Genomic DNA, 24,191 nt, shown 5'->3' with positions numbered 1-24,191 from the left:
TTCCAGTCGTTCATCGCGATCTCGTCGTAGGTTCGAGGAGACGAAATTCTATGATGGATCGGAATTTCCCCGGATCGGCTGTACTGTGCGGCGCCGATGGTGGCCTCAATGGCGATGGCGCAGGGCGGACTTCATTGCAGTGTCAGCCCGATCGCCTTGGTTGCCGCCTGGTAGGTCGGCCAGACGCGGCCGATGAACTGGCGCAGGGCATCGCCGGTCAATGGCGTGTCCTGGCTGCCGAGTTGTTGCCTGACCATCTTGACCTGCTCCGACTCGCTGATCGATCTGGTCACCAGCTCGGCCAGCCGCGCGGCGATCTCCGGCGGCATGCCCGCCGGGCCCAGCAGCATGTTGCATTCGGTCAGGTTGCGGAACACCGGACTGGTGAAGCCCTCGTCGGCCCATGTGGGGATGCCGGGCAGGCGATCGCTGCGCGGACCGGAGATGATCAGGATCGGCTTCAGGCCGCCCGACTGCAGGCCGCCCGTCATGCCGAGCAGCGAGCCGGCGCCGACATCGATATGGCCGGCCAGCAGGTCGCCCATCATCGCGCCCGTGCCCTTGTAGTTGATGATGTCGAGCTGGGCGCCGGTTTCCTTCTTCAACTGGGCCACCATCAGTTGCCAGCCGGAGCCCACCCCATAGTTGCCGACCGAGACCGGCCGCTTGCGGGCCAGCGCCAGCACCTCCTTGAAGTTGTTGGCGGGCAGGTTCTTGTTGGCCACCATCACGCCGACGCCCGTGCTGACCGCCGCGATCGGCAACAGATCGCGCGACGGATCGATCGGCGGCTTGCGCAGCAGCACCGGCGCCTGCGCGAGCTGGCTGTGCAGCGTAAACAGCAGCGTGTAGCCGTCGGGCTCGCTGCGCGCCACGGTCTCGGCGGCGATCATGCCGACGCCGCCGGGCTTGTTCTCGACCACCACGGGCACCTTCAGCACGCCGGTGAAATACTCGGCGAACGCGCGCGCCGTGCTGTCGTTGGACGAGCCGGGCGCTTGCGCGGCGATGATCCGGATCGGCCGGGCCGGCCAGTTGGCGGCGCGTGCCGACGCGACCGGCCACGGCAGCACGGCAAGGGCGGCACCAGCGCGCAGCAGGCGACGGCGTTGGCCGTCGACCAGCCATTGGGGTGGGTTGTCAGCCTTCATATCGTCTCCGTATCGTTGTTATCACTGCGCGGCCGCCAGCCGCGCCGAAGCGGGCGCTACATGCCGATCAATGCGGCCCGCTCGACCAGATTCCGGACGATGCGGATCGACGCGATGTCGATCATCTTGCCGTCGTACTGGACGGCGCCCAGGCCCTGTGCGAGCGCGGCGTCGTAGGCGCGCATCATGTCGCGGGCGCGAGCGACATCGTCCGGCGAGGGCGAGAACACCTGCTGCGCCAGTTCGACCTGCGACGGGTGGATTGCCCACTTGCCGACCATGCCGAGGATCATCGCGCGCCGCGCTTCCTGCAGATAGACGTCCGGGTCGCGGAAGTCCGCGAAAGGACCATCGACCGCATCGAGCCGGTGAGCACGCGCGGCGATCGTCAGCCGGTGGCGCTGGTAGTGCCAGATATCGCCCGGATAGCCGCCGCTGCCGCCGATATCGCGCACCGACACGCCCTGGCTGGCCGAATAGTCCCCCATGCCGAAGATCAGGCATTCGAGCCGGGGCGTGGACGCCGCAATGGCTTCCACGTTCATCATGGCCTCGACCTCTTCGATCAGCACGTCGATGCCGATCCGATGCGGCAGCTTGAGCTTGATCTCCATCATCGTCAGCAGCTTGTCGACGAACTGCACGTCGGCCGCGCTCATCGCCTTGGGCAGCATGATGACGTCCAGGTTGGCGCCGGCGCCTTCGACCACGTCGATGATGTCCTCGTAGGCGTACTCGGTGGTCAGGTCATTGACGCGCACGCAGCGCGTGGTCCTGCCCCAGTCGAGCCCGTTCAGCGCGTCGACGATCTTTGCCCGCGCTGGCCGCTTCTCGGCCGGCGCGACGGCGTCCTCGAGATCGAGGAACACGAAGTCGACGTCCATCGCGGCGGCCTTGCTCATCATCTTCTCGCTCGAGCCCGGCACCGAAAGCTGGCAGCGGCGCAGGCGCCGCGGTCGTTGTTGTGCATCCCTTTGCATCGCGGTATTTGCTCCTTGGTGGTATGCGCTGTCGCCCGGCGGACCATGGCGATCCAGCGTGTCAGGGCCGCAGCGCGGCAATCTCGGTTGCGGTGAAGCCAAAGTCCGTCAGCGTCCGTTCGGTGTGTTCGCCGACCATCGGGGCTCGGCGCCGCACCGCGCCGGGCGTCGCGCTCATGCGCACCGGCGTTCCGGCGACCGTCAGTGGCCGGGCCGCGCCGGGCTGCTCGACTTCGACCAGCATGCCGCGCGCGCGAAAGTGCGGGTCGGCGAAGATGTCGCGCGCATCGAACACCGGGCCGAACGGAATCTCGCCGCCGAGTTCGTGCGCCAGTTGCTGCTTGGTAAAGCGCCGGGTCCACGCGGAGACGATCTCGTCGACCGTTTCGCGATGCGCGACGCGGGCGTCGTTGGTGGCGAAGCGCGGATCGTGCTGCAGTTCGGGCCGCTGCATCCGCGCGACCAATAGCGCCCAGAAGCGGTCGTTCGGCACGCCCAGGCTGACGTGGCCGTCGGCGGCGGGAAACAGTCCGAACGGGCACAGCAGCGGGTGGCCGTTGCCCTCCGGCCCCGGCGCGTTGCCGGTCACGCCATACTGGAACACCAGCCGCTCGCAGATGGCCAGCACCGCATCGACCATCGCGACGTCGACGAACTGGCCCTGGCCGGTACGTTGCGCGCGCCAGCATGCGGCCGCGATGCCATAGGCAAGGAACATGGCAGGCACGATATCGCCGATGCCGGGACCGATCTTGGTCGGCGGGCCGCCGCGGCGCGCTCCGGTGATCCCCATGATGCCGCCCATGGCCTGGGCGACCGGATCATAGGCCGGCCACTCGGCGTAGGGGCTCGCGCCGCTGCGCGGATCGCCGAAGCCCCGCAGCGTTGCGTAGACGAGCCGCGGGTTTTCGGCGGCCAGCGTCTCGTAGCCCAGGCCGAGGCGATCCATCACGCCCACGCGATAGTTCTCGACCAGCACGTCGGCCTGCCGTACCAGCCTCAGCAGCGCATCGCGGCCGGCGGGCTGCTTCAGGTCCAGCTCCACCGATTCCTTGTTGCGGTTGATCGACCCGAAGTAGGCGCCGTATCCCCGCTGCTCCAGGCGCAGCGCGCCATCGAGATGCGGGCCGTTGCGGCGCGTCAGGTCGCCGCCTGGCGGTTCGATCTTGATCACGCGCGCGCCCTGGTCGGCCAGCATCATCGATGCGTACGGTCCCGCCAGCATCTGGGTCAGGTCGAGCACGACCAGGCCGTCGAGCGCGCCGGCGGGACGCTCGTCCCCGCTCATCGCTCCCCCCAATGGCTCTTGCGCTTGAGCAGTACCGCGCGTTCTGCCTGCACGCACAGCTTGTCGTGCTGGTTGATGCCGTAGTGGCGAAAACGGACGAGGCCCGCGTCCGCGCGGCCGGGCGCGTCTTCCACGGCCAGCACCTCGGAATAGGCGTACAGCGTGTCGCCATGGAAGACGGGATGCGACAGCCGGATCTTGTCCAGGCCGACTTCGCGCAGGCATTGTTCCGCGGTGTCCTGCGCGGCGAGGCCAAGCACCATCGACAGATTGATGCCGCCGAACACCACCCGCTGCGAGAAGATGCCATTGGCCGCGCGCCGCATCGCGTCCTCGTTGAAATGGCCCTCGGCGGTGTTCATCACCATATTGGTCAGCAGCACGTTGTCCATCTCGGTCACGGTCTTGCCGCGCGCGTGGCGGATCAGCATGCCGGGCGAGAAGTCCTCGAAGTAGCCGTCGTGGCTGGTCAGCGCATGCGTCTTCATGCCGTGGCCCTCCCGGCGCCCTGGCGCTGGTCGAAGGCGCGGCTGGCGATCATGGCCTCGACCTCCGATCGTCCCAGCAGGCTGTTGGCGATGATGCGCTGCTGGATTTCCGAGGTGCCCTCGAAGATCTTGGTCAGCCGCGCGTCGCGCCAATAGCGCTCGACCGGGAACAGCCTGGTATAGCCGGCGCCGCCGAAGATCTGCAGCGCGGTCGAGGTCACGCGCTCGGCCATCTCCGAGGCGAAGTACTTGACCATCGACGCTTCCTTGTCGCAACGGCGGCCGCTGTCGATCTCGTTGCAGACGTAGTACAGCAGCTGGCGCGCCGCCTCGATTTCCGTCGCCATGGTGGCGATCTTGAAGCGGATCGCCTGGTACTCGGCGATCGGCATGCCGAACTGCCGGCGCTCCAGCGAGTAGGCGATGGCATCCTCGAGCGCGCCCTGGGCCAGTCCGATCGCACGCGCCGCGGTATGCGCGCGGGCGCCCTCGAGCCCCTTGGCCATCAGCAGGAACGCCTTGCCTTCTCCTCCCATCAGGTTGCGGGCGGGGACGCGCACGCCATCGAGCGCCAGTTCGAAGGTCTTCCAGCCGAAGTAGCCGATCTTGGGAATCGGCGAGCCAGTCATGCCCGGCGGAAAGCTGCCGCGTTCCTTCTCGATCATGAAGCAGGAAATGCCTTCCCAGCGCTTGTCCGGGCTTGGCGGCGGCGAGGTGCGGGCGAACAGGATCAGGTAGTCGGCGCCGTCGGCAAAGGTGCACCAGTACTTGTTGCCGGTCAGCACCCATTCGTCGCCGTCGCGCTCGGCCCGGCACGAGATCGAGGCCAGATCCGAGCCGGTGTCGGGCTCCGACAGCGCACTCGCGTTCAGGAATTCGCCGCGGACCACGCGCGGCAGATAGGCTTGCCGCATGTCCTCGGGCATGGCCTTCATGATCCAGCCCCCCTGGGCGCGCGCGACGATGGACGCGACCGACATCCAGCCGCGCGACAGCTGCTCGCAGATCAGGCAGTACTCGAAGATGCCAAGGCCGAGGCCGCCGTACTGCTCCGGAATCGTGATGCCGAAATACCCCATCTCCGCCATCTTGTCGCGCAGATCCATGGGGATCTCGGCATCCGGGCCGTCGAGGGCGTTGGCGACGGGCAGCACCTCCTTCATGGTGAACTCGCGCGCCGCCTCCCGGATCATCTGGCGCTCTTCCGTCATGTAGCCCTTGCCGTCTGCCGATATGGTCATGCCCTGGTCCTCACAAGATTCGAACGTTTGAACTCGATCACCGCTTCGCCGCGCTGGTTGGTGCCCCGCGTGTGCCAGGTCACGATGCCGTAGCCGGGACGGTTGCTGGCGAGCCGCCGCGCGACCACCTCGGAGCTGGCGTACAGTGTGTCGCCCGGGTAGAAGGGCTGTCCGTAACTGAGCTCGTCGACGCCGAGGAAGGGCCCCCCGCCTTCCGACAGGTCCTCGACCGACAGGCCGAAGACGGTGTTGAACACCAGCAGCGGATTGACGGGAATGCGCGGGTGTCCGCTGGCTTCGGCCACCGCGGCATTGGTGTATTGCGGGTTGTAGTGCAGCGTCAGCACCGAGAACAGCGTGTTGTCGGCTTCGCTGACGGTGCGGCCCCAGTGATGGGTAAAGGCGCGCCCGGGCTCGAAGTCCTCGTAGCGATTGCCGCGGACGCGCAGCCTGGCCTCGGATTTGAGCCGCGCCACGATCGGGTCCATGGAAGCGGTGTCCTGGGATGTCATCGGATTGCCTCGAACAGGTGGTCAAGGGAAGGGAGCCGGTCCAGCGTTTGCACCGCATCGGCCAGGCGGCGAAAGCGCGCGCCGCCCAGCACCGGCGTGACGATGGCCTCGGCCTTGGCCAGCAACTGCTGCCACTGCCGGTCGAGATCGGTGGCGGGCACCGCGACATTGGCGCTCTCGCGCACGGTGCGGCCGTCGCGCGTGCGAATCTCGACCACGGCAGTGTTGCGGTCTCCGCCCTGATCGGTGCGCAGCGTGACCCGTTCGCGAGCGCGCGCAAGGCGAGGGTCGGTGGCCTGCTGGTCGGTGTAGTTGCCCAGGGACGCGGTCGATACGCCGTCGAGCGCCATCACCGCAAGATGCTGGATCGCGAACTTGATCTCCAGGCCCGTGCGCGGCTGCGCGATGTCGCAGACGCCGCGATGCGGCCCGGACACGAGAATGGCCATCGTGTCCATGTCGTCAAGGCCGATGCCATGCTTGCGGCGCGCCTGCGCCACGGCTTCCAGCGTGGAGTGGGTCAGATAGCAGGACGCGTGGTACTTGAACAGCGTCTTCTCGATCGCCATGGTGCCGCGCGGCTCGAAATCTATGGGCAAGGGCTCCCCATCGGGCGCCTGCGTGGCGGCAAATCCCTGGGCGCATTCCAGCGCGGCGGTGTTGGCGGTGAAGCCGCGCGCCGCCAGCCGGGCCGCCATCACGCCATGCATCGCCGCCTTGCCGGCATGCAGCGGCTTTGCCATCGTGCCAAACATGCATTTGAGGCCGGCCGCCTGCGTGGCCGCCAGACCGAGCGCGTGGGCGCTGCGATCGGGGTCCAGCCGCATCAGCCGCGCGCAGGCCGCCGCCGCGCCGATGGCGCCGGTCGTTCCAGTGGGATGCAGACCGAAGCGGTACTGCGCATCGCCAATCCGCTCGCCGATGCGCGATTCCACCTCGTGCCCGATCACCAGCGCGCGCAGCAGGTCCATGCCGCCGGCGCGTTCCAGTTCTGCGACGGCGAGCGCGGCGGGAGCGACCGGTACGGTGGGGTGGCCACGCATCGCGGAAGCGACGTCATCGAAGTCGAGCGCGTGGCCCGCGGCCCCATTGATCAGCGCGGCATCGGCGACATGCGCGCGGCTGCCGGCCAGCACGGTACACGGCGCGTTCGTGCCGCCGCCGTGCTCGGCGGCCAGCATCCTGACCAGCGGCTCGTCGTTGGCGGCGAGCGCTACCGCCAGCCAGTCCAGCAGCGCGTGGCGGGCCCAGAGCAAGGCCGCCGGGCGGATTGCGGTGTCGTCGACCGTACTGATCCACTGCGCCATCGCGGCGGTAAAGCCGGGTGCTGCCTGATCCGATCGTTCCATGTCCACCTGTTCGATGCGCCGCGATTTGCGAGCGGCGGTTGTTGCGGGTGGAGGCAGTATCGGCCGGCCGGGCTTTGGCGGGCATCACATATGTGATGGTTGACGATGGCCGCCATTCATCACGTATGTGATGGCGGGATGACGGACGGAAGGGCAGACTGCAGGTCGCGCGGTCGCGTACCGCCTGTCCTCCAGCCAACTTCGATATCCGGACCATGACCGACGATTCCATTCGCCTGCGCCGCTCCGTTCTCTACGTTCCCGCTGCCAACGCCCGCGCCATCGACAAGGCAGCCACGCTGCCATGCGATGCGATCGTGTTCGATCTCGAGGATGCGGTGTCGCCGGCGATGAAGGGCGCCGCCCGTGCACAACTTGCACAGGCCCTGTCCGCACGGGACTTTGACGGGCACGAGATCGTGCTGCGCGTCAATGCGCTGGGCACGGCCGAGTTCGAACAGGATCTGATGCTCGCCGCCAGCGCGCGCGTCGACGCGGTACTGCTGCCGAAAGTCGGGGACGACGCCGATGTCGTGGCGTTCGCCCGCGCCTGCGCGGCGCTGGCGTGGGACAAGTCGGCGGCGCTATGGGCGATGGTGGAGACGCCGCAGGCGATCCATCGGCTCGACGCGATCGTCGCGGCAGGGCGGGCGGCGACGCCCCGCCTCGAATGCCTGGTGATCGGCACCAACGATCTGGCCAAGGACACCGGTGTATTTGCCGGCGAGGAACGCCGCTATCTGTTGCCCTGGCTGATGCAGGCCGTGCTGACCGCGAAGCGCCACGGGGTCGACATCCTCGACGGCGTCTGGAACGACTTCGGGGACCAGGCCGGCTATGCCGCGGAGTTGACGCAATCGGTGCGGATGGCCTTCGACGGCAAGACGCTGATCCACCCGTCGCAGATCGATGCCGCCAACGCGGCATTCGCCCCGTCGGCACAGCAGGTCGCGGAGGCCGGACGGATCGTTGCCGCGTTTGCGGCAGACGCGCACGCCAATGCGGGTGTGATCAATCTGGGCGGCAAGATGGTCGAGCGGCTGCATCTGGAGCAGGCGTCGCGGCTGCTGGCTCGCCACGAGGCGATCGTGCAGGCAGAACTGCGGCGAAGCGGGGCAACGCAGAACGCCTAGCAGTTTCGCGCGACCGCCAGCACCGCGGGCAGCAACTGCTTGCGGCGCGCGTGCAGCCGCGCCACCGGCCCGCCGGTACCGATGCCCAGCCATTGGCCGCGGATCGGCGTCGCCAGCAGCGTCGCCAACACGCCGGCGCCCGGCGTGGCCAGGTTCGCGGATTCGTAATAGCCTTGTTCGCGCGCCTGCCGCACGGCGCGCATGGTATCGGCCAGCCGCGCCGGCGGCCATGCCGGTTTGTGCTCCGCGTTATAGCGTCGCAGCAGGCGGCCCACCTCGTCGTCGTTCATCCGGCTCATCAGCATGATGCCGATCGCGGTCAGGTGCATCGGGCGCATGCCGCCGGATACGGCGGTAAGCCGAAGCGCATGCGGGGATTCGATGACCGACAGGTACTGCAGCATGATGCCGCTCTGGCGGCCAAGCAGCACGGTCTCGCCGGTTTCTTCGGACAGCCGCCGCATGGCGTCATGCACGGTGGCACTGGCGCCATGCTTGCGCGTGGTCCAGTCGCACAGGAACGACACGCGAACAGAGGGACAGAAGGTCCGTGCCTGCGCGTCGAACTCCATATAGCCGCGGGCCACCAGCGTGCGCACCAGCATCGAAACGCTCGATTGCGGTATGCCGAGCTTCTCGACGATTTCGCTGACCCGCAACGGCCGGCGCTCTCGCTCGAACAGCTCGAGCAGATCGAAGACCCGGTTCGCTGACTTCACCATGCCTGCATCCATCGACTGTCTCCCATGCCGCGCAGCCTGGGCTACGGGTCATTCTGATGTTGGTGCGTATGGTAAACCGGGGCGTTTCGCCTGCGATGGAGACGTGCGCCGGTCAGTGTCCAAGGTGTTCATTGCTTCGAGCGCCGCCGGCTCGCGCGCGGGGCCGGAAGCTTTCGCGGTGGTTAGACTTTCCGATCTGGAACTGTCATCTACTCTAATGATCGCTGTAGATCATTTCCGGAATGGCATACATTGCTCCCACCCGGCCGCGCCAGGTCGCCGATCTGCCGGCCCGCATCGTTGTGAGAGCCATGAACGCCCGCCATCTTTCCTCCCTGCCAAGCCGTGCCGTGATCCGCGAGGTCGGCCTGCGCGATGGGCTGCAGAGCGTGCAGACCATCGTGCCGACCGAGCACAAGCGCGAATGGATTCGTGCCGCCTACGAGGCCGGCCTGCGTGAAATCGAGATCGGATCGTTCGTACCGGCGCGGCTGCTTCCGCAACTGGCCGATACGGCCGAGCTGCTGGACTTCGCCGGCACTCTGCCGGGATTGTTCTGCTCGGTGCTGGTGCCGAACCTGCGCGGTGCCGAGCTGGCGCTGGACCACGGCGCCGACCTGATGCTGGTGCCGCTGTCGGCAAGCCACGCGCACAGCCTGGCGAACCTGCGCAAGACCCCGGACGAAGTGGTGGCCGAAGTGGCCCGCATGCGCGCGGCCCGCGATGCCGCCGGTGCCCGCACGTTGATCGAAGGCGGGGTCGGCACGGCCTTCGGCTGCACGATCCAGGGGCACGTCGATGCCGACGAGGTATTGCGTCTGATGCAGGCGCTGCTCGATGCCGGCGCGGACCGCGTCAGCCTCGCCGATACGGTGGGCTATGCCGATCCAGCGCAGGTCGCATCGTTGTTCGAACGCGCTGTCGCGATCGCCGGCGACCGGCTATGGTGCGGCCACTTCCACGATACCCGGGGACTCGGGTTGGCCAATGTCTACGCTGCGATGCAGGCCGGCGTGAGCCGCTTCGACGCCTGCCTTGGCGGCATCGGCGGTTGCCCGCATGCGCCGGGCGCCAGCGGCAATGTCGCATCCGAAGACCTGGCCTATATGCTGGGCAGCATGGGCATCGACACTGGCCTCGATATCGGTGCGCTGCTGCGCCTGCGCGGGCGGGTTGCGGGCTGGCTTGCTGGCGAGACCTTGCACGGCACGTTGTGGCGCGCCGGCTTGCCGAAGACATTCCCCGGCGTCGACGCCGGCCACGATGCCGGCCTTGATGTGCCGAGCCGCTGTGGCGCGGCAACTTCCTCGACTTTCCACGCCTGATCGCCGCCAATTGGCTCATATCATGACGCAAAGCAATGAATCCCTGCCGCTTGCCGGCATCCGCGTGGTCGAGTTCACCCATATGGTGATGGGGCCGACCTGCGGCATGATCCTCGCCGACCTCGGCGCCGAGGTGATCAAGGTCGAACCGCCGGGCGGCGACAAGACGCGCAATCTGCCGGGCCTGGGCATCGGGTTTTTCCGCGCCTTCAACCGCAACAAGAAAAGCGTGGTGCTGGACATCACGACCGACGAGGGCCGGGCCACCGCGGCGGAACTGGCCGCGCAATGCGACGTGCTGCTGGAGAACTTCCGTCCCGGGCTGATGCAGAAGCTCGGCCTGGACTACGGCACGCTGTCGAAGTCCTGCCCGCAGCTGATCTATGTCTCGCACAAGGGCTTCCTGCCGGGGCCGTACGAGAACCGGCTGGCGCTCGACGAGGTGGTGCAGATGATGGGCGGGCTGTCGTACATGACCGGCCCGAAGGGGCGGCCCTTGCGCGCCGGCACCTCGGTCAACGACATCATGGGCGGCATGTTCGGCGCGATCGGCGTGCTCGCCGCGCTGCGCGAACGCGATCGCACGGGGCGCGGCCAGGAGATCCAGAGCGCGCTGTTCGAGAACTGCGTGTTCCTCGCCTCGCAGCATATGCAGCAGTACGCGATGACCGGCGAGGCGCCGCCGCCGATGCCATCGCGCGTATCCGCATGGAGCGTCTACGACGTCTTTACGCTTGCCGACGACGAGCAGCTGTTCATCGGCGCGGTCAGCGACAAGCAGTTCGCCACGCTATGCACGGTTCTGGAGCGGCCCGACCTGCTCGACGTGCCCGAGTACGCCAGCAATGCCTCGCGCGTCGCCGTCCGGCCGCGGCTGCTCGAGCAGCTCGGCGGCATCCTGCGGCATCACCGCGTCGCCGAACTGGCGCCGAAGCTCGAGGCGGCAGGCATTCCCTACGCGCCGATCGTCCGCCCGGATCAGCTGCTCGACGACGTGCATCTGAAGCAGAGCGGGGGAGTGGTGCCGATGCAGGTCGAGGACGGCTCGACGGCGCCGACCGTGTTGCTGCCGCTGCTGATGGGGGGCCGCCGTCCCGGCGTCCGCAGTCCCTTGCCGAAGCCCGGCGAGCACAACGACGAAATCCTGGCGCGGCTCGGCAAGGGCGCGCGCTGATATCACCGGGGCGGCCGGGGTGCAAGGCACGCCGGGAAGCCCGAACAGCCTGGACAGGCCGCGGCACAGCGGCCGAACAAGACCCATCCGGAGACAACATCATGCATTCCTCCCGCCCTCGTTCTGTCGCGCCCTCGCTGCCGCGCCGTCGCAACATGATCAAACTGGCGGCCGCGGCCGTCACGTTCGGCATGCTCGGCGCGCCGGCGCTGTATCCGTTCCGCGCCGCCCAGGCGCAGCCGGGGTCCGGCAAGCCGATCCGGCTGATCCTGCCAATCAGCGCGGGTTCGGGCGTCGATGCGATCGTCCGGGCCGCTGCGCCGGCGCTTGGCAAGGCGCTCGGCCAGCCGGTCGTCATCGAGAACATGCCCGGCGCCGGCGGCATCACCGGTACGGCCGCTGTGGTCAAGGCGGCCCCGGACGGCACCACGCTCGGCATGGTGTCGAACAACCATGCGATCAATCCCAGCGTGTTCAAGTCGATGCCGTTCGACGCGATCAAGGACATCACGCCGATCAGCGTGCTGGGCGCGACCTCGCTGGTGCTGGTGGTCAACCCCAAGGTGCCGGCGCGCAACGTCAAGGAACTGGTCGCGCTGCTGAAGGCCAGGCCGGACGAATACAACTACGCGTCCTCCGGCAACGGCACCGTGATTCATCTGGCCGGCCAGATGTTCCTGGAGGAGGCGGGCATCAAGGCGCGCCATATTCCGTACAAGGGCACCGGCCCGATGGTCACCGATCTGCTGTCGGGCCAGGTGCAGATGGGCGTGGTCGCGTTGAACGCCGCGCTGCCGCATCTGAAGGCGGGCACGCTGCGTGCGATTGGGCTGTGCGGCGCGACCCGTTCGCAGGCTGCCCCCGATATCCCGACCATCGCCGAACAGGGCTTGCCCGCTTACGACATCGAGGGCTGGTTCGCGCTCGTCGGTCCGGCCAACATGCCGCCCGCCGAAGTCCAGCGCCTGCACGACGCCTTCGCCAAGGCCTTCACCAGCCCCGAGGTGGTCGAGGCGCTGAAGAAGCAGGCGACCGCAACGCGCCCGACCACGCCGGCGCAGGCGGCAAAGTTCTTCGCCAGCGAGGTCGCGCGTTATGCCACGCTGGTCAAGAAGGCCAACGTGTCGATCGAATAGCGTGACGCGTCGCGCGTCACGCGGGCCCTTCTTCTCCCTACCAACGCATCATCGAACATGGCTCTCTACCAGCTCGGCGACCTGACGCCGTCCATCTCCGACACCGCCTTCGTTGCGGATCAGGCCACCGTCATCGGCAACGCGCAACTTGGCGAGCAGGTCACCGTCTGGCCCGGCGCGGTGATCCGCGCCGATAACGAAGCGATCGCGATCGGCGATGGCTCCAACGTGCAGGAGGGCGCCGTGCTGCATACCGACCCGGGCTTCCCGCTGCGGATCGGTCGCGACGTCACCATCGGCCATCAGGCGATGCTGCACGGCTGCACCATCGGCGATGGCGCGCTGATCGGCATCCAGGCGGTGATCCTGAACAACGCGACGATCGGCAGCGAATCGCTGGTCGCGGCGGGCGCGCTGGTCACCGAAAGCAAGTCCTTCCCGCCGCGCTCGCTGATCCTCGGCTCGCCGGCCAAGGCCGTGCGCGAACTCAGCGAAGAAGAAGTGCGCAACCTGCGCGCGAACGCCGCCGATTACGTGAAGCGCGGCGCGGACTACAAGAGCCAAATGAAGAAACTGGTCTGACCGGGCATTCGGGCCCGACAGGCAGCAACAAGGGGGAAACGTCGCGCAAGACGGTCTGCCGGTGCGGAGTGCCGCGGACCGTCACGCCCGGGCTGGCGTTGACGGGGAGAGCGGCCCTGCATCCAGGCCGGTTTGCTTTTTAATGAGAATGAAATATCATTATCGTCCACTCGAATGAGGACGATACCTTGCCCGCCGCCCCACATCCACGACCCCACACGATCCGATGGCACCGGCGCGCCGCCGTGGCATTGCTGGCGACGGCGCCAGGCATCTGCGCGGCGCAGCCGGGGGAGGCCGCGCCGGCCGCCGAGCTGGAGGAGGTCACCGTCACCGGCACGCGCGAGCGGGCCTATCGCGCGGTGGTCGCGCCCACCGCCAACAAGAGCGATACCGCGCTGAAGGAAACGCCGTTTTCGATCCAGACGGTGACCCGGGAACTGATCGAGGACCGCGGCGTATTCACGCTGGGCGAGGCGATCCGCACGGTTCCGGGTGTGACCGCGCAGGTCGGCTGGGGCGGCAGCAACGACCGCTTTCGGCTGCGCGGCTTCGCGACCTCGGCGAACCTGAAGAACGGGTTTCGACGCAGCGTCTTCGCCCCGGTCGACGAGATGGTCAATATCGAGCAGATCGAAGTGCTGAAGGGGCCTGCGTCCGCGCTCTATGGCCGTTTCGAGCCGGGCGGCGTGGTCAACCTGGTCACCAGGAAGCCGTTGGACAAGCCGCAGCACAGTGTCGAGCTGACCGGCGGCAGCCATGATTTCCGCCGCGTGACGGTGGACAGCACGGGCCCGATCAGCGATACGCTGAGCTACCGGATCACCGGTTCCTGGCAGGACAACCGCAGCTTCCGCGATTTCGTCGATGCCGAAACGGCGTTCGTATCGCCGGTACTGCAATGGAAGATCGCGCCGCAGACGCGGCTGACCGCGGAGTTCGAGTTCGGCCGCCGGCGCGGAGCCTTCGATCGCGGCTTCGGCAACAGCCCGCTGTTCCTGAACGTACCGGTTCACTACAACTATGGCGAGCGGGACGCGCGGCTGGACAACGACAGCGCACTCGGCTCGCTCGTGCTCGATCACCGTTTCGACAATGGCTGGGAACTCCGGGCTGGCGCCCAACGGTCGTACGCGCGCACCGATGCGGTCTGGTATCCGTATGGATTCCCCGCGATCAGCGGCGCCGACAGTTCCGACCCGCAGGTCAATCGCCGCAAGCAGCGCAATATCGACCGGCAGACCGATACCACGCTGATGGCCGAGGCCTCGCGCCGCTTCGAGACCGGCGGCATCGGCCATCGCGTATTGATCGGCGCCGATTACAACTGGGACGAATGGGACTTCAGCGCGCAGGCCAACGTCGGGCCCGGCGGCTTCCCGGTCAATCTGCCGATCGACCTCTACCACCCGGTGCATGGCGCCACTGCGGGACCGCTGCTGCCGTACGATGGTTCGCGCTACACCGGCCGCAATCTCGGCCTGTATGCGCAGGACGAGCTGCAGTTCGGACCGCATTGGCGCCTGCTGCTGGGCCTGCGCTACGACCGCTCGCGCTCGAGCGCGCGGGCGCAGTACCTGCGGGCGGCCGACACACTGGTCCGGCATGACGATGCGTTGTCGCCGCGGGTGGGCCTGACGTGGACGCCGGTCGAGCCGGTGTCGTTCTACGCGAGCTGGGCGCGCTCCTTCCTGACCGAACCGTCCGGCGGCATGCTGCGCGCCGGCACGCTGCCCGCACCGTCGCGCGGCAAGCAGACCGAGGTCGGTGCCAAGTTCAGCCTGCTGGACGGCCGGCTCGAGCCGACCGTCGCGCTGTTCGACATTCGCCGCAGCAACGGCGTGGTCTCCGATCCGGAGGATTTCAACTATGTGATCCAGGTCGGCGAGCAGCGCAGCCGGGGCTGGGAGATCGACGTGCCCTTCAGCATCACGCCGCGCTGGCGCGTGCTGGCCAGCTACACGCAGTACAAGGCGGAGATCGCCGCCGACAGCAATCCCGCGCTGGTCGGCAAGCTGCTGGCCAATGCGCCGCGCCGCACCGCCAGCATCTGGACCACCTACGATTTCGCCGGTGCTGCCTCTGGGCTCAGTGTCGGCATCGGCGCGACCTATGTCGGCGAACGGCAGGCCAATACCGAGAACACCTTCGCGCTGCCTTCCTACACGCGCTGGGATGCCAATATCGCGTACCGCTTCGGCAAGGCCCGCCGCTACAAGCTGCAACTGACGGTGCAGAACCTCGGCGATCGCCGCTACTACGACTCCGGCGGCGCCTTCGTGCCGACCTATCCGGGGGCGCCGCGCACCGTGTTCGCCAGCTTCGGAGCGACGCTGTGACGGTGCTGGCAACCACGGCCCTGTTCGCCGGCCACGGCGGCCGGGCGTTGCTCGGGCCGCTCGATCTTGCGATCCCGAGCGGTCGTTTCGTCTGCCTGCTCGGTGCGAACGGTGCCGGCAAATCGACGCTGATCCGCACGCTGTGCGCGATGCAGGCGCCGGTGGCGGGGCAGGTGCATCTCGATGGCGAGCCGATCCACGCGATGTCCTCCGTGCAGCGCGCGCGGCGTCTTGCGGTGGTGCTGACCGAGCGCGTCGACGGCACGCTGATGCACGGCTACGAGCTGGCCAGCATGGGACGCTATCCCTATCTCGGGTGGGCAGGCCGGCTGAGCCCGGACGACCATCGGATCGTGCACGAGGCGCTGGCCTGCGCCGGCGCGCTGTCGCTGGCGGATCGGCTCGTCGCCGAGATGTCCGATGGCGAGCGGCAGAAGATCATGATTGCGCGCGCCCTCGCACAGCAGCCTCGCCTGCTGGTGCTCGACGAAGCAACGGCCTTCCTCGACCTGCCGCGCCGCGTCGGCACGATGCAGCTGCTGCTGGATCTCTCCCATCGGAATGGCCTGGCGGTGCTGTTGTCCACGCACGACCTCGAGCTGGCGCTGCGCTATGCCGACGAGCTGTGGTTGATCGACGGCCAGCGGCGGCTGCATGTCGGCGCGCCGGAGGACTTGGCCATCGACGGCGTGCTGGGGACGAGCTTCGCCGCCGACGGTCTGACCTTCGATCTCGAGCGCGCGGAGCTGCGCGTGGGACCGGCGGGAACGCGTGCGATCCGGCTCGAAGGTGGCGGGCTGCGCGCCAGCTGGGCGGCACGCGCGCTGGAGCGGGCAGGGTATGTCCGCGATCCCGCCGCCGCGCTGACACTGCGCGCCGATGCGAGTGGATATGCGCTCGCCGGCGACGACAGCGAGGCGACCCGCTATTCGACGCTCGGCGAGCTGGTCGAGGCGCTGCGTTCGGCGTCGAACGGGACGGCCATCGCGCAGGAGCGGCCGTGAACCGGCACGGGTTTGCCGCCGCCACCGCCGCGGCAATCGGGCTGACCATGCTGTTATGCGGCTGCACGCGGATCGAAGCGCCGCCGCGCGCCACGTTGCCGAAGCAGGCCGTCGGCGCAGCCGGTCCCACCGCCAATCTCGATGCCGCCTGCGTCGCCGACTATCGTCCCGGGGTCGATTACTTCCCGCACAAGACGACGTTTTCGCATGCGTTGCAACTGGAGGTCGAGTACGGCCCCCACTACAAGCGCGTGCGTTTCACGCCGAGCGTGGGTACCGGTGAACGGCTCGAATATCTGCTGGTCCAGTGCGGTACGCCGGTCCCGCCGCATCGCGACGAGGTTCCGGTGATCATGGTGCCGATCCAGCGCCTGGTCACCGGCAACGCGGCCATCCTTGGCGCGCTGGACGAGCTGGGCCTGGTGGACCGCCTGTACGGCACGGAGAACGTGCGCAGCGTCACGGTGCCGTCGGTGCGGGCCCGGATCGCGCAGGGCCAGGTCCACGACATGTGGGGCTATGGCCATGCCTCGATCGAACAGGCGATGTCGGTGCAGGCCGATGTCTACCTGAGCTTCTATTCGGCCTATCCGCAGGGCAATATGCATCCGCGCCTGTGGGAGCTCGGCGTGCGTGCGATCGCGCAGGCAGACCATCACGAGCCCCATCCGCTGGGACGTGCGGAATGGCTCAAGCTGCTGGCGCTGCTGTCCAATCGCGAGCAGCGTGCCAACACGCGATTCGCGTCGATCGAGACGGCATACCGACGGCTGGCCGAGTTGGCGGCGCGCGCACCGGCTCGCCCTGCGGTGATGTCCGGCTTTGCCGCGGGACGCCAGCGCTTCGAGACGTTCGGCGCGGACAATCAGCGCGCGCGCTTGATCGCCGATGCCGGCGGACGCTATGTGCTCGACGGTGGCGGTACAGGGAGCCTGGTTTACCTGCCGTTCGAGCGCGTCTATGCGCGCGGCGCCGATGCGCCGGCCTGGCTTGGCACGGTGGGAGGGCGCGCCGATATCGAGGCGTGGATCGCCGCCAGTCCGCTGCACGGGCGCTTTGCCGCGGCTGCCAGCCGCAACGTCCACGCATGGGACCGCGGCTATACCGGCGCCTGGGCGTACCCGTACCAGGACCAGAGCATGACGCAGCCGCATGTCCAGCTTGCCGAGGCCATCGCGACGCTGCATCCCGAACTGGCGTCGGAAGCCGCCGACGTCCTCGCCGGCTCGCAACAGGACACGCCGGCGTCCCGTCTCACCTCTCGATTCCTGCGGAAACTACCTTGACGACCCTGACCTCTGCCGCGGCTTCGATGCCGCGGACTTCTTCGCGGCGCGGCCCGCTGATCTTTGCCGGCCTGGGGCTCGCCATGCTGGTGCTGCTGGTGTCCGAGCTCACGCTGGGCGCCGTGGCCGTGCCGCTGCCGGCCGTGCTGCAGGCATTGACCGCACAGCCGATGGAGGCCGAGGTCTGGCGCGATATCGTGCTGGGCTTTCGGCTGCCCCGGGCGATCAATGCGATGGTCAGCGGGGCGGCCCTCGGTGTGTCGGGGCTGCTGTTGCAGACGCTGTTCCGCAATCCGCTCGCCGATCCGTTCGTGCTCGGCATCGTGCACGGCGCGCGGCTGGGCACGGCGTTGCTGGTCACCATCGCCGGCGTCGCGGGCAATGCGTTCCTGCTGCGCTACGGAGTGGTCGGTGACCTCGGCATGGCACTGGCATCGATCGCCGGGTCCACCGCCGTGCTGGCTCTGCTTGCGGTGCTGTCGCGCCGGGTCGGCACGGTGACGCTGCTGATCACGGGCCTGATGCTCGGCTATCTGGCGGTGGGCCTGATCAGCGCCTCGATGCACTTTATCGACGAAACACAGGCGCGCGCGTTCAAGGCCTGGGACGATGCCAGTTTCGCGGGCGCCACGCGCCGGCAGCTGGAACTGCTGGTGCCCGGCGTGGCGCTCGGCCTGCTCGGCAGCCTGCTGCTGGTCAAGCCGCTGAACGGCCTGCTGCTCGGCGAGCGCTATGCCGAGTCGATGGGGATTCCGGTGGCGCGGGTCAAGCGCGCCGCGTTGCTGGCGACGGCATGGCTGACCGGGCTGGTGACGGCGTTCTGCGGCCCGGTTGCCTTCCTCGGCCTGGTCTCGGCCCAGGTGGCCCGTACGCTGTGGCGTTGCGCGGACCATCGCGTGCTGCTTCCGGGCGCGGCGCTGGTCGGCGCGGTGCTCGGCCTCGCGGCGGATCTGGTGGTGCATCTGCCCTGGAGCCGGCATGTGTTCCACCTGAATGCGGTGATCGGCCTGGTGGGCGCGCCGGTGGCGCTCGCCATGCTGTACCGGACCAAGGCCTTGCATCGGACCGAATGAGAATGGCCGGGACACGCGTATTTCGAGATGAAGTGCAATTAACCGCCAGGATTTTGCCCAAACCATCAACGCCTGCATGCAAGGAGAGGGGCTTGGACCGCTGTCGCCGGCAGCGCTAAAATCCGCGGCTTCGATCCTCGTGCCCCGGACGTCCTGGTGCCACGTTCCCATTCGTATCACGCCATGATTCAAGCCACGCTGGCGGTGCTGGCGCTGGCCCTGCTTTCGCCGTCGGCGGAAGCTGCAGGCGATCCGCGCGCGGGCAAGGCGGCATTCGACCGCAAATGCGCGTCCTGCCACAACGTCGGACCGGGCGCGCGCAGCGGCTTCGGTCCGCAGCTCAATGGCATCGTGGGCCGCAAGGCCGGGGCGGCCAGCGATTACCCGTATTCGAATGCGATGCGCGGTTCGGGCATCGTGTGGTCCGACAACACGCTGGCCGCATTCCTCCGTGCGCCGGAGCAGGTGGTCCCCGGCAACAAGATGCGCTTCTGGGGAATCGGCAGCGCCAGGCAGATCGACGATCTGCTGGCGTATCTGCGGCAATTCCAATAGCCTCGCTGTCGTGCCGATTGCTACCGAAGGAGAGTCCCACGATGTTCAGCCATGTCACCGTCGGCGTCGCCGATCTATCGCGTGCTGGAAGGTTCTACGATGCCCTGTTGACGCCGCTGGGCCTGCGCCAGCGTCAGGTCATGCCGGATGGCGGTCCGCCGGCGCTGTGCTGGATCCAGCCGGGTGAAGCGCTGCCGCGCTTCTACGCCTACATCCCGTTCAACGGGCAGCCGGCCACCGCGGGCAACGGCACCATGGTGTCGTTCCTTGCGCCTTCGCCGCAGGCCGTCGAGCAGGCCTATGCGGCCGCGATGGCGGCCGGCGGCACGGACGAAGGCCCACCTGGGCCACGGCCGCACTACGGCGAGGGGTATTTCGGCGCCTATCTGCGCGATCCGGACGGCAACAAGGTCCAGGTGGTCCATCGCGGCGATCTGCCTGCGCCTTCGGCCTGAAGGACCGTCGCCGCCGATTTCGATGAGGGCAGCGGGGCGGCGGCCCACTCAGCGCCGCATCTGCGATGCCGCCACGAATGCGACCAGCGCGATGGCGGCCAGGCCGCTGCCCGTCATCACGACGCCTTGCCATCCGGCCTGTGCGTACACGAAGCTGGCTACCGCCGAACCGGCCGCGCCGCCGATGAAGATCGCGGTCATGTACAGCGCGTTCAGGCGCGCACGGCTGGCGGCATCGAGCGCATAGATCGCGCGCTGGCCCAGCACCATGTTCATCTGCACGGCGAAGTCGAGCACGATGCCGGTGGCGGCGAGGGCGTAGACGCCGTAGGGGCCGGTGGCCAATCCCGGCACAAAACTCAGCGCGGCGAGCGCCATCGCGGCGAGGGACGCGATACGGGTGTGTCCGGCATCGGCAAGGCGTCCGGCGATCGGCGCCGCGACGGCGCCCAGCGCGCCAACCAGTGCGAAGATGCCGATCTGCGCTTGCGACAGGCCGTGGTGCCCGGCGAGTTCGAGCGGCGCCGCGGTCCAGAACAGGCTGAAGGCGGCGAACAGCAGGCCCTGGTACAGCGCACGCTGGCGCAGCAGCGGAAAGCGCGCCAACAGATGCCACAGCGAAACCAGCAGTTGGCCGTACCGAGCACGGTGTTCCGGCACGCGGCGCGGCAGCGTCAGCGCGATGATCGCCACGGTGGCCAGCGTCATCGTCGCCGCGGCGACAAAGACCGCGCGCCATCCCAGCGCCTCGGCCAGCAGGCTGGACAGCGGCCGCGCCAGCAGGATGCCGGACAACAGTCCGCCCATGATGGTGCCGACCGTGCGGCCGCGCGTGGCCTCCGGTGCCAGATGCGCGGCCAGCGGAATCAGGATCTGCACGCTGACCGAACTCAGCCCCAGCAGCAGCGACACCAGCAGGAAAGGTCCGGGCTGCGTCGACAGTGCCGCGGCGACCAGGCTCGCCGTGGCCGCCGTGCCGCTGAGCAGCAGCAGCCGGCGGTTTTCGTAGAGGTCGGCGAGCGGCACCAGGAAGAACAGCCCGACCGCATAGCCGATCTGTGTCAGCGACACGATCAGGCTGGCGTTGCTTGCAGACAGGCCGATCTGCGGGCCGATCAGTTCGATCAGCGGCTGCGCGTAATACAGATTGGCCACCAGCACCCCGGCGCAAAGCGAGAACAATGCGACCAGCGTGGCGGGCATCGCAGGCGCGTGGGAAGCCGATGGGGCGAGAGCGGAAGGAGCGGGCATGTTGATGGCCTCGGACTTGTCGGTTGGAATGTCCGAAGCTTAGGCGGACGGGTCGTTGCGGTGAATGCCATGCCGGCGCAAATCAGCGTTGCGCCCAAGACAATGCGTCGCGTGCGGGCGTCAGCAGCGGCCCTGCGCCAGGGCCGGCAGCCCCTCCAGGAAGGCGAGAAAGGCGGCGATACGGCGGGAGCCACGCTGGTTCGGCAGATACAGCGCCGACACGCCGCTGCTGACCTGATCCGGGTTGACGGTCCAATCGTCGAACAGGCGCTGCAGTCGTCCCGCCTCGATATCGGCATCGGTGACCCAGTCCGGCAGCAGGCCGATCCCGGCACCGGCCAACACAAGCTCGTGCAGCACGTCGATGTTGTTGCTGCGGAAATGGCCCCGGACCGGCACGATTTGCCGTTCCCCATCCCGCTCGAACGTCCAGACCTGATCACGCGCACCGTAGCCGAAGCGGAAGCGCAGGCAGGCATGGCCGACCAGATCCTCGGGAAGCGACGGCGTGCCATGCCGCTGCAGGTAGGCGGGACTCGCGACCACATGCCGTCGGAACGTGCCGATCTGTCGCGCGATGACATTGTCGTACGACGAGGCATTGCCGATGCGCACTGACAGGTCGAAGCGGTCGCCGAGCAGATCGACGATGTCGTCGGTCAGCGTCACCTCCAGCTCCAGCTGCGGATACCGTTCGAGCAGCGCGCCCAGATGCGGGGCGATGCAGCGGCGGCCAAAGGCGACGGGAAGCGACACGCGCAACTGGCCCACCGGTATGTCGCCGCGGTCGGCGATCAGCGCATCGGCTTCCTCGACTGCCTCGAGAATCCGTCGGGCCTGCTGATAGTAGGCGGCGCCCGCCTCGGTGACGGTGACCTGGCGCGTCGAGCGGTTCAGCAGCACTGCGCCGAGCGATTGCTCGAGGCCGTCCAGCGCGCGCGTCACCGACGAGGTGGCCAGGTCCAGCCGCCGCGCCGCGGCGGAAAAGCCTTTGGCGTCGACGGTCTCGACGAACATCTTCAGCGCAAGCAGTTTGTCCATCGGGTTCAGCGTCCGGCGTTGCCGGTGTTTGTTCGGTTCGGATACATCGCCGGCATGATACGTGCGAAGCGAGGGAGAGGCGAGGAAGAGGCGAGGGCCTAGTCGAGAAACAGGTCCGCAATCACCGAACGCAGCCAGCGATTGGCCGGGTCCTGGTGATAGCGCTCGTGCCAGTGTTGCTTGATCGAGAAGATCGGCAGCGGGAAGGGCGGGGCCAACGCCTTGACGTTGGCGATACCCATCAGCATCTGCGCCACGCGCTCCGGCACCGTGGCGACCAGGTCGGTATTGGCCAGTAGATTGCCCAGCCCAGGCAACGTCGGCAGCGACAACGCGACGTTGCGCGTGACCCGCCGCCGCGCCAGCTCGCGTTCGAGCAGTTCATGGCCGGTGCCCGCGGCGGTGATCGCCACATGTTTTTCGCGCTTGAACAGCGTGGCCGTCATGCGCCGCTCGACTCGGGGATGGTCCTGCCGCACGACGCAGGCAAAGCCCTGATTGAACAGGCGTTGCTGATAGAAGCCCGCCTCCAGCTCGGGCATGAATCCCACGGCGAGGTCCGACGCCCCAGTTTCGAGCTCCTTGGGTGTCTCCGTCGAGATTCGCATCACTTCCACGCGGATCGCAGGCGCCAGTGTATTGAGCCGGTTCATCAGTCCCGGCAGAAACTGCAGGTGCGAGATATCGGTCATGCTGATGCGGAAGGTGCGTTCCGAACGCGGCGGGTCGAACACCACCTGCTGCTGCGTGGCGGTGCGCAGGATCGCCAGCGCCTGCCGGAACGGCTGGATCAGCGTCTCCGCATGCGGGGTCGGCAACATGCCTTCGGCGGTCCGGACGAACAGCGGATCGCCGAACTGACGGCGCAGCCGGCCCAGCGCCAGGCTGACCGAGGTCTGCGGCAGGCCCAGATGTTCGCCCGCGCGGGACACGCTGCGGGTCTTGTAGACCTCGTCGAAAACGGCCAGCAGCTTCGTATCCATTATTGAAAATCCCGCTTGAGCCTATGTCGGCCATTGCATGGACGCCATAGTGCCATTGCCCTAATCTTGCCGCAAGGCGCCACCGGACAGCGCGCCGCATACAGACAAGACATTGTTGGAGACATTGCATGCAGACAGGCAAGCTGGGGAGATGGCTCGCTTGTACCGCGCTGGCTGCACTGCCCGCGGTATCGACGCTTTCCCATGGGCAGGACTGGCCGAGCGGTCCGTTGCGGGTGATCGTGCCGTTCGCGGCGGGCTCGACGCCGGACATCACCGCGCGGCTGATCGGTGAACGGCTGACGGCGCGGCTGGGGCAGCCGATGGTGGTGGAGAACAAGACTGGCGCCGCCGGCAATATCGGCACCGACGCCATCGCCAAGGCCAGGCCCGATGGCCAGGTGATCGGGCTCAGCATCGCCGGTCCGCTGGCGGTCAATGCGCTGCTGTACCGCAAGATGCCGTATGACCCGGCGCGCGACCTGCAGCCGGTGACCATCGCGACCAGCCAGCCCGCGGTGCTGGTGGTGGCCAACCGCGTGCCGGCGGGCAACGCCGCCGAACTGCTGGCGCTGCTGAAGAAGCAACCGAAGGCATTGAGCTATTCGTCGATGGGCGCGGGCACGATCTCGCATCTGGCGGTGGCGGCGCTCGCGGCGCGCAGTGGGGCCGATCCCGTCCACGTGCCGTATCCCGGCTCCGGTGCCGCGGTCACCGCGGTGATCGCCGGCGACGTCGACATGGCGATCCTGCCGGCGGCCACCGTGATGCCGCATGTCAAGAGCGGCCGCATCAAGGCGCTCGCGGTCGCGAGTGCGAAGCGTTCGCCATCGCTGCCGGACCTGCCGACGCTGGCGGAGGCCGGCATCGCCGACGTACAGGCCGATGCGTGGATCGGTTATGTGGTGCCGGCCGGTACGCCGGCGCCGATCGTCAGGCGGCTGCACGACGAGATCGTCGCCGCGCTGGCCGAGCCGGCGCTGCGCGAAAAGATGCGCCTTCAATATATGGACCCGGTCGGCAACACGCCCGACGCGTTCCGCCGCGTGATGGCGGAGGACGTCGCGCGCTGGAAGCCGGTCATTGAAAAACACGGGATTCGGCTGGACTAGCATGGCAACGA

Annotated in this window: 23 protein-coding genes; 12 read left to right on the top strand and 11 right to left on the bottom strand. The window is 67.9% G+C overall.

All coding sequences use genetic code 11. The features are described from left to right. Positions 1-131 precede the first annotated feature (131 nt). The 7 genes from M1D55_RS05685 to M1D55_RS05655 form a co-directional block, all read right to left on the bottom strand. On the bottom strand, positions 132-1,151 hold the full coding sequence (locus M1D55_RS05685) for a Bug family tripartite tricarboxylate transporter substrate binding protein (RefSeq protein ID WP_023264808.1): 1,020 nt from the start codon (positions 1,149-1,151) through the stop codon (positions 132-134). Between the two features lie 56 nt (positions 1,152-1,207). Beyond that, positions 1,208-2,131 carry an HpcH/HpaI aldolase/citrate lyase family protein gene (locus M1D55_RS05680; RefSeq protein WP_456280346.1) on the bottom strand — a complete coding sequence of 308 codons (924 nt, stop codon included), beginning with the start codon at positions 2,129-2,131 and terminating at the stop codon, positions 1,208-1,210. A 61-nt stretch (positions 2,132-2,192) separates the two neighbouring features. Further along, positions 2,193-3,419, bottom strand: coding sequence for a CaiB/BaiF CoA transferase family protein (locus M1D55_RS05675; RefSeq protein ID WP_064576621.1), 1,227 nt, complete (start codon positions 3,417-3,419; stop codon positions 2,193-2,195). Continuing rightward, entirely contained in the window at positions 3,416-3,907 is a 492-nt protein-coding gene (locus tag M1D55_RS05670; protein ID WP_232205063.1) for a MaoC family dehydratase, read from the bottom strand. The genes M1D55_RS05675 and M1D55_RS05670 overlap by 4 nt, the downstream gene beginning before the upstream one ends. Then, complete coding sequence (locus tag M1D55_RS05665; RefSeq protein ID WP_064576619.1) at positions 3,904-5,148, bottom strand: acyl-CoA dehydrogenase family protein; 1,245 nt, start codon at positions 5,146-5,148, stop codon at positions 3,904-3,906. Before M1D55_RS05665 ends, M1D55_RS05670 begins: the two co-directional genes overlap by 4 nt. After that, on the bottom strand, positions 5,145-5,636 hold the full coding sequence (locus M1D55_RS05660; RefSeq protein ID WP_456280345.1) for a MaoC family dehydratase: 492 nt from the start codon (positions 5,634-5,636) through the stop codon (positions 5,145-5,147). Before M1D55_RS05660 ends, M1D55_RS05665 begins: the two co-directional genes overlap by 4 nt. 20 nt (positions 5,637-5,656) lie before the next feature. After that, positions 5,657-7,009, bottom strand: a complete 1,353-nt coding sequence (locus M1D55_RS05655) for an MmgE/PrpD family protein (RefSeq protein ID WP_456280344.1) — start codon at positions 7,007-7,009, stop codon at positions 5,657-5,659. 215 nt (positions 7,010-7,224) lie between these two features. On the opposite strand from M1D55_RS05655, the gene M1D55_RS05650 reads away from it, so the two are divergent. Then, positions 7,225-8,142: an HpcH/HpaI aldolase/citrate lyase family protein gene (locus M1D55_RS05650; RefSeq protein ID WP_456280343.1), complete on the top strand. Its 918-nt coding sequence runs from the start codon at positions 7,225-7,227 to the stop codon at positions 8,140-8,142. Here M1D55_RS05650 and M1D55_RS05645 read toward each other — a convergent pair. Continuing rightward, on the bottom strand, positions 8,139-8,864 hold the full coding sequence (locus M1D55_RS05645; protein WP_006576398.1) for an IclR family transcriptional regulator: 726 nt from the start codon (positions 8,862-8,864) through the stop codon (positions 8,139-8,141). The two genes, M1D55_RS05650 and M1D55_RS05645, sit on opposite strands and share 4 nt — an antisense overlap. Before the next feature lie 311 nt (positions 8,865-9,175). On the opposite strand from M1D55_RS05645, the gene M1D55_RS05640 reads away from it, so the two are divergent. The 10 genes from M1D55_RS05640 (at position 9,176) to M1D55_RS05595 (ending at position 19,793) form a co-directional block, all read left to right on the top strand. Continuing rightward, positions 9,176-10,189 carry a hydroxymethylglutaryl-CoA lyase gene (locus tag M1D55_RS05640; protein WP_231906514.1) on the top strand — a complete coding sequence of 338 codons (1,014 nt, stop codon included), beginning with the start codon at positions 9,176-9,178 and terminating at the stop codon, positions 10,187-10,189. A 22-nt stretch (positions 10,190-10,211) separates the two neighbouring features. Next, the gene (locus M1D55_RS05635) at positions 10,212-11,363 is read left to right on the top strand and encodes a CaiB/BaiF CoA transferase family protein (protein ID WP_064576614.1); all 1,152 of its coding nucleotides are present in this window, start codon (positions 10,212-10,214) and stop codon (positions 11,361-11,363) included. Between the two features lie 155 nt (positions 11,364-11,518). Beyond that, on the top strand, positions 11,519-12,499 hold the full coding sequence (locus M1D55_RS05630) for a tripartite tricarboxylate transporter substrate-binding protein (protein WP_156526562.1): 981 nt from the start codon (positions 11,519-11,521) through the stop codon (positions 12,497-12,499). A 57-nt stretch (positions 12,500-12,556) separates the two neighbouring features. Then, the gene (locus tag M1D55_RS05625) at positions 12,557-13,081 is read left to right on the top strand and encodes a gamma carbonic anhydrase family protein (RefSeq protein ID WP_064576613.1); all 525 of its coding nucleotides are present in this window, start codon (positions 12,557-12,559) and stop codon (positions 13,079-13,081) included. 245 nt (positions 13,082-13,326) lie between these two features. Next, positions 13,327-15,420 carry a TonB-dependent siderophore receptor gene (locus M1D55_RS05620; RefSeq protein WP_197498352.1) on the top strand — a complete coding sequence of 698 codons (2,094 nt, stop codon included), beginning with the start codon at positions 13,327-13,329 and terminating at the stop codon, positions 15,418-15,420. Further along, a complete protein-coding gene (locus M1D55_RS05615; protein WP_064576611.1) occupies positions 15,417-16,424 on the top strand; it encodes an ABC transporter ATP-binding protein in 1,008 nt (335 codons plus the stop codon). Before M1D55_RS05620 ends, M1D55_RS05615 begins: the two co-directional genes overlap by 4 nt. After that, positions 16,421-17,710 (top strand): ABC transporter substrate-binding protein, encoded by a 1,290-nt coding sequence (locus tag M1D55_RS05610; protein ID WP_456280342.1) that lies wholly within the window; start codon positions 16,421-16,423, stop codon positions 17,708-17,710. The genes M1D55_RS05615 and M1D55_RS05610 overlap by 4 nt, the downstream gene beginning before the upstream one ends. Then, positions 17,707-18,783 carry a FecCD family ABC transporter permease gene (locus M1D55_RS05605; protein WP_006576391.1) on the top strand — a complete coding sequence of 359 codons (1,077 nt, stop codon included), beginning with the start codon at positions 17,707-17,709 and terminating at the stop codon, positions 18,781-18,783. The genes M1D55_RS05610 and M1D55_RS05605 overlap by 4 nt, the downstream gene beginning before the upstream one ends. Before the next feature lie 183 nt (positions 18,784-18,966). Then, positions 18,967-19,338 (top strand): c-type cytochrome, encoded by a 372-nt coding sequence (locus tag M1D55_RS05600; protein ID WP_456280341.1) that lies wholly within the window; start codon positions 18,967-18,969, stop codon positions 19,336-19,338. Positions 19,339-19,379: 41 nt separating this feature from the next. Then, positions 19,380-19,793, top strand: a complete 414-nt coding sequence (locus M1D55_RS05595) for a VOC family protein (RefSeq protein ID WP_456280340.1) — start codon at positions 19,380-19,382, stop codon at positions 19,791-19,793. Positions 19,794-19,841: 48 nt separating this feature from the next. Here M1D55_RS05595 and M1D55_RS05590 read toward each other — a convergent pair whose 3' ends face one another. The 3 genes from M1D55_RS05590 to M1D55_RS05580 form a co-directional block, all read right to left on the bottom strand. After that, positions 19,842-20,996 carry an MFS transporter gene (locus M1D55_RS05590; protein ID WP_456280339.1) on the bottom strand — a complete coding sequence of 385 codons (1,155 nt, stop codon included), beginning with the start codon at positions 20,994-20,996 and terminating at the stop codon, positions 19,842-19,844. A 168-nt stretch (positions 20,997-21,164) separates the two neighbouring features. Further along, a complete protein-coding gene (locus M1D55_RS05585; RefSeq protein WP_456280338.1) occupies positions 21,165-22,085 on the bottom strand; it encodes a LysR family transcriptional regulator in 921 nt (306 codons plus the stop codon). A gap of 98 nt (positions 22,086-22,183) precedes the next feature. After that, positions 22,184-23,068, bottom strand: coding sequence for a LysR family transcriptional regulator (locus tag M1D55_RS05580; protein WP_456280337.1), 885 nt, complete (start codon positions 23,066-23,068; stop codon positions 22,184-22,186). 128 nt (positions 23,069-23,196) lie between these two features. On the opposite strand from M1D55_RS05580, the gene M1D55_RS05575 reads away from it, so the two are divergent. Continuing rightward, the gene (locus M1D55_RS05575) at positions 23,197-24,180 is read left to right on the top strand and encodes a Bug family tripartite tricarboxylate transporter substrate binding protein (protein WP_456280336.1); all 984 of its coding nucleotides are present in this window, start codon (positions 23,197-23,199) and stop codon (positions 24,178-24,180) included. Positions 24,181-24,191 lie beyond the last annotated feature (11 nt).

Source organism: Cupriavidus sp. JZ107 (assembly GCF_053903255.1).
Note: the sequence above shows the minus strand (reverse complement) of the source record. Positions and strands in the feature narration are given on the sequence as shown.